At 73.1% G+C, this 5201-nt stretch carries 4 protein-coding genes; all 4 read right to left on the reverse strand.

Annotation, left to right across the window (positions count from 1 at the left end):
* Positions 1-185 precede the first annotated feature (185 nt).
* On the reverse strand, positions 186-1013 hold the full coding sequence (locus tag ACFC1T_RS38040; protein WP_375897301.1) for a DUF3159 domain-containing protein: 828 nt from the start codon (positions 1011-1013) through the stop codon (positions 186-188).
* Positions 1014-1015: 2 nt separating this feature from the next.
* Entirely contained in the window at positions 1016-1423 is a 408-nt protein-coding gene (locus tag ACFC1T_RS38045; protein ID WP_360245819.1) for an OB-fold nucleic acid binding domain-containing protein, read from the reverse strand.
* 86 nt (positions 1424-1509) lie between these two features.
* A complete protein-coding gene (locus ACFC1T_RS38050; protein ID WP_033351413.1) occupies positions 1510-2190 on the reverse strand; it encodes a response regulator in 681 nt (226 codons plus the stop codon).
* Positions 2191-2269: 79 nt separating this feature from the next.
* Positions 2270-4870, reverse strand: a complete 2601-nt coding sequence (locus ACFC1T_RS38055; RefSeq protein WP_375897304.1) for an ATP-binding protein — start codon at positions 4868-4870, stop codon at positions 2270-2272.
* Positions 4871-5201: the final 331 nt, after the last annotated feature.

A 5201-nucleotide genomic window follows, 5' to 3' on the forward strand; every position in this document is an offset into this window, starting at 1 on the left:
CGGCGACCCCCGGCCCCATTTTGGCTGGCGCCGGGCCACCCCCCCGCACTGCTGGGCGCGGGGGCTACCCGTTTTCGGGCCGCGGGCCCGCATCCCCGTCAGGGGGTGCGGGCCCTCGGCCGTACGGTGCGCAGCTGCGCCGTGCAGTGCGGTGCGTTCGCCGTGCGGGCGACCGGCGGGAGCGGCTACTTGGCCGACTCCTCCTCCTCGTCGTCGACCGGCGCCTTGATCGGCGGCGGCGCCTTGAGCAGGATCTGCCAGGTGACGTACATCGCCAGCAGCAGCGGCGGGATGCCGAGGGCGACCTTCAACCAGCCGAGCAGGTTGACGTTGTGGGTGAAGTACAGCGGGAAGAGGATCACCGGCTTGAGGCCCATGATCACCACCCAGGCCCAGGTCGCCTTGGTGTAGGCGGCGAGCCGGCCCGGGTTCTCCTTGCGCCAGGTGAACATCTCGCCGGTGATCGGGCCGAGCATCACCCCGATCATCGGCCAGCGCACCACGGCGGAGACCGCGAGGGCGGTGCAGTAGCCGACGCTCCAGAGCAGGCCGGGCAGGTAGAAGTCCTCGGCCTTGCCGCTCTTCATCGCGATCCAGGCGCCGAGGGCGACGCCGAACACGCCGCTGAAGGCGTGCTGGATGGTCTCCCGCCGGGCCAGCCGCGCCACCACGAACAGGGCGCTGAGCCCGAGCGCGGCCCAGGCGGCGGCGCTGACCTGGTGGGTGAGGTTGTAGGTGACGATGAAGACCAGGCCGGGCAGCGTCATGTCGATCATGCCGCGCACGCCGCCGAAGGCCTGCAGGATCGTGTCGGCGGCCTCCTTGGAGGCGGCCTTGCGGGCGGCCTCGGCGGCCGCCGGGTCGAGGGGCCGCTCGGCGGCCGGCGCGGTGCCTTCGATCGACTTGGCCAGTCCGTCCGCGGCCTCGGCGGCGGCGGCGTCCTGCCAGGCCGCCACGTCGGCGGCGTCCAGGTCGATCCGGGCAGTGGCGTCTCCGCCGGGGTGGTTGCTCACGCTCATTCGCTCCCGTGTCCGACCGGACGCAGTTCGTAGCGGGGGTTGAACAGCACGCGGCGCCCGCGTGCGTGACTGATCCGGCCGCTGGCGACGAGCCGACGGCCCGGTTCTATGCCCGCGATCGAGCGACGCCCCAGCCAGACGACCTCCAGCGCCTCGGTGCCGTCGAAGAGCTCGGCCTCCAGGGCCGGCACCCCGGCCCGCGGGCGGAGCGTCACCGTGCGCAGCGTGCCCGCGACGGTGACCAGCTGCCGGTCGGCGCAGCCGGCGATCGGCGTGCAGCCGGACTCGGCGGCGATCTCCTGGCGCAGGTCCTCGGCGTCCAGTTCCTCGGCCGAGGTGGTCAGCCGACTGAGCATGCGGCGGAACCGCCCCGGCGGCTGGCCACTGCTGTTGTCACCACTCATGTCGGCAGGGTACCGGTTTCGGTGCCCCCGGCGGCAGGCGTCGTCCCCGCCGGGAGGCTGCCGAGGGGCCGCCGGGGAGCCGCCGGTCAGCTCTCGAAGCGGTAGCCCATGCCCGGTTCGGTGATGAAGTGGCGCGGGTGCGAAGGGTCGCGTTCCAGCTTGCGGCGCAGCTGGGCGAGGTAGACCCGCAGGTAGTTGGTCTCGGTGCGGTAGGCCGGGCCCCACACCTCCTGGAGCAGCTGGGTCTGGCTGACCAGCCGCCCGGCGTTGCGGACCAGGACCTCCAGGAGGTGCCATTCGGTGGGCGTGAGGCGTACGTCGGTGCCGTCCCGGTTGACCTTCTTGGCGGCGAGGTCGACGGTGAAGCTCTCGGTGACGACCAGCGAGTCGTCCTCCCCGGCGACCGGCTCGGCCCGGCGCACGGCGGCCCGCATCCGGGCGAGCAGTTCGTCCATCCCGAAGGGCTTGGTCACGTAGTCGTCGGCGCCGGCGTCCAGGGCCTCGACCTTCTCGTCGGAGGCGTGCCGGGCCGACAGCACGATGATCGGCACCCGGGTCCAGCCGCGCAGGCCGCGGATCACCTCGACGCCGTCCATGTCGGGCAGGCCCAGGTCGAGGACGACGACGTCGGGATGGCGGGCGGCGGCGAGTTCCAGCGCGCTCGCCCCGTCATGGGCCGCGTCGACCTCGTACTTGCGGGCCTTGAGGTTGATCACCAGTGCGCGGACGATCTGCGGTTCGTCGTCCACGACGAGGACCCGGGTCATTTACGGACTCCGCCTTTCGGGCTGTCGGATCTTACGGACTGTTGTCTCGGCTGTGCGTGCGGCGTGGTTCCGCCGGGTCTCAGGTGATCAGTTCGGAGAGCGGGTCGTGGCCCTCGCCGCCCGGCGTGTCCGGGCCGGACCGCTCCGGCGGCCGTTCCACGGCGGGCAGGCTGACGACCATGGTGAGGCCGCCGCCGGGGGTGTCCTCGGCGGTGACGGTACCGTCCATGGCCTCGACGAACCCGCGCGCCACCGCGAGGCCGAGGCCGACCCCGGCGCCGCGCGGCGCGTCCCCGTAGCGCTGGAAGGGGGCGAAGATCCGCTCCTTGGCGTCCTCGGGGACGCCCGGTCCGCGGTCCACGATCCGCAGCTCGACCCGGCCCGGCCGGCCCGGCGGTTGCAGGGCGTCGGCCTTGACCAGCACCTTGACGCCCTCCGGGCTGTACTTGACGGCGTTCTCGACCAGGTTGGCCAGCGAGCGCTCCAGCAGTCCGCCGTCGGCACGGATCATCGGCAGCGTCTCCGGCACGTCCAGGCGCACCGACTCCGGCGGGACGCCGCCGAGCGCGTAGGGCACCACCTCGTCCAGGTCGGTCTCCTGGATCAGCGGGGTGACGGTGCCGGTCTGGAGCCGGCTCATGTCCAGCAGGTTGTTGATCAGGTGGTCGAGGCGGTCGGCCCCGGCCTCGATGCCGGCCAGCAGTTCGGCCTCGTCCTCCGGGTCCCACTGCACGTCGGCCGAGCGCAGCGAGGTCACCGAGGCCTTGATGCCCGCCAGCGGGGTGCGCAGGTCGTGCGAGACGGCGGCCAGCAGGGCGGTGCGGATCCGGTTGCCCTCGGCCTCGCGGCGGGCCGCGGCGGCCTCCCTGGCCAGCCGGCGGCGCTCCAGCACCACGGCGGCCTGGGCGGCGAACGCGCCCAGCAGGCGGCGGTCGGTCCCGGGCAGCACCCGGCCGCGCAGCACCAGGGCCAGGCTCTCCCCGACCGGGACGTCCACGTCGGCCTCCTCGGGGCGCCCGGGCGGGCGCGGCCCGGCGGTGGCGACCGGCACCCAGCCGCCGGTCGGCTCCGGGCGCTCCAGCAGCGCGGCGCTCTCCTGCCCGAAGGTCTCCCGGACCTGCTCCATCAGCGCGGTCAGCACGCCGTCCCCGTTGGGGGCGCCGCGCAGCACCGTGCCGGCCAGCGCGCTGAGCGTCTGCGCCTCGGCCTGGGCGCGGGCCGCCTGGTGGGTGCGCCGGGCCGCCAGGTCCACCACGGAGGCGACCGAGCAGCCGACGATGGTGAATATCGCCACCGCCATGATGTTCTGCGGCTCGTTGATCGAGAAGGTGTGCAGCGGCGGGGTGAAGTAGAAGTTCAGCACCGAGGAGCCGACCAGCGCCGAGCCGATGGACGGCAGCAGCCCGCCGACCAGCGCCGCGCACACCGTCAGCGACAGGAACAGCAGCATGTCGGTGGACAGGCCCAGCCCGCCGATGGTGGTCAGCACCAGCGCCAGCACCGGCGGGCCGACCAGCCCGACCAGCCAGCCGGCGACGGTCCTGGTCCGGCCCAGGTCGGTGACCCGCCGCACGGGTATCTTGTTGCGCCGCCCGTGCCCGGCGTGCTCGTGGGTGACCATGTGGACGTCGATGTCCCCGGCCTTCTGGGTGACCAGGGTGCCGACGCCGGGCCCGTACAGGTACTGCCAGCCGGGGCGGCGGCTGGTGCCCAGCACGATCTGGGTGGCGTTCACCCCCCGGGCGAAGTCCAGCAGCCCCCCGGCCGGGTCGTCGCCGAGCACGTTGTGGAAGGAGCCGCCGAGGCTCTCCACCAGCGCGCGCTGCTCGATCAGCGTCTGCGGGGAGCCGGTGCCGGCCAGCCCGTCGGACCGGGAGATGTGGACGGCCAGCAGCTCGCCGCCGGAGACCCGGGCCGCGATCCGGGCGGCCCGGCGGATCAGCGTCGCCCCTTCGGGACCGCCGGTCAGGCCGACCACGATCCGCTCCCGGGCCTGCCAGGTGCCGACGATCCCCTGCTCGGCGCGGTACTTCTGCAGGTACTCGTCGACCCGGTCCGCGGTCCACAGCAGCGCCAGCTCGCGCAGCGCGGTCAGGTTGCCCGGCCGGAAGTAGTTGGCGAGCGCGGCGTCGATCTTCTCCGGCATGTACACGTTGCCGTGCGCCAGCCGCCGCCGCAGCGCCTGCGGGGACATGTCCACCAGCTCGATCTGGTCCGCCCGGCGGACCACCTCGTCCGGGACGGTCTCGCGCTGGCGCACCCCGGTGATGCCCTCGACGGCGTCGCCGAGCGACTCCAGGTGCTGGACGTTCACGGTGGAGATCACGTCGATCCCGGCCGCGAGCAGCTCCTCGACGTCCTGCCAGCGCTTCTCGTTGCGGCAGCCGGGCACGTTGGTGTGGGCCAGCTCGTCCACCAGCGCCACCTCCGGGCGGCGGGCCAGCACGGCGTCCAGGTCCATCTCGGAGAACCGGGCGCCCCGGTGCACCACCTGCTGCCGGAGCACGACCTCCAGCCCGGCCACCAGGTCCGCGGTCCGTCGCCGGCCGTGGTCCTCCACGAACGCCACCACGACGTCCGTGCCACGCTCCTGCCGCCGGTGTGCCTCGGCGAGCATGGCGTACGTCTTGCCGACCCCGGGGGCCGCCCCGAGGTAGATGCGCAGCCTGCCTCGTCCCATGAGCACCATTCTTGATCCGGCTCTGCCCGGGAGCCACCCCCGGACACCTGTTCCCCCTGCCTTCGAGACTACGGCGTGGGCGGCGGTATTCCGCTGATCAGTCCACTGATCATGCGGTTTTAGCGGCATATTGACGGAGGAGCAGCCACTCGGCGGGGGTCGGTCGAGGGTCTCCCGGGGCAGCCCCGTCCGCTTTCCGCCGGTTGTCCCGGAAATGCGAAAAGGCCCACCCGGTAACCCGGGTGGGCCTTCTCTGAATGATTGTTCGGCGGCGTCCTACTCTCCCACAGGGTCCCCCCTGCAGTACCATCGGCGCTGTGAGGCTTAGCTT

Source organism: Kitasatospora sp. NPDC056076, from assembly GCF_042266305.1.
Taxonomy (GTDB): domain Bacteria; phylum Actinomycetota; class Actinomycetes; order Streptomycetales; family Streptomycetaceae; genus Kitasatospora.

Excerpts from the sequence above, each read along its gene's own strand:
- ACFC1T_RS38050 (WP_033351413.1), bottom strand. The coding sequence starts at position 2,190 with ATGACCCGGGTCCTCGTCGTGGACGACGAACCGCAGATCGTCCGCGCA.
- ACFC1T_RS38045 (WP_360245819.1), bottom strand. The coding sequence starts at position 1,423 with ATGAGTGGTGACAACAGCAGTGGCCAGCCGCCGGGGCGGTTCCGCCGC.
- ACFC1T_RS38055 (WP_375897304.1), bottom strand. The coding sequence starts at position 4,870 with ATGGGACGAGGCAGGCTGCGCATCTACCTCGGGGCGGCCCCCGGGGTC.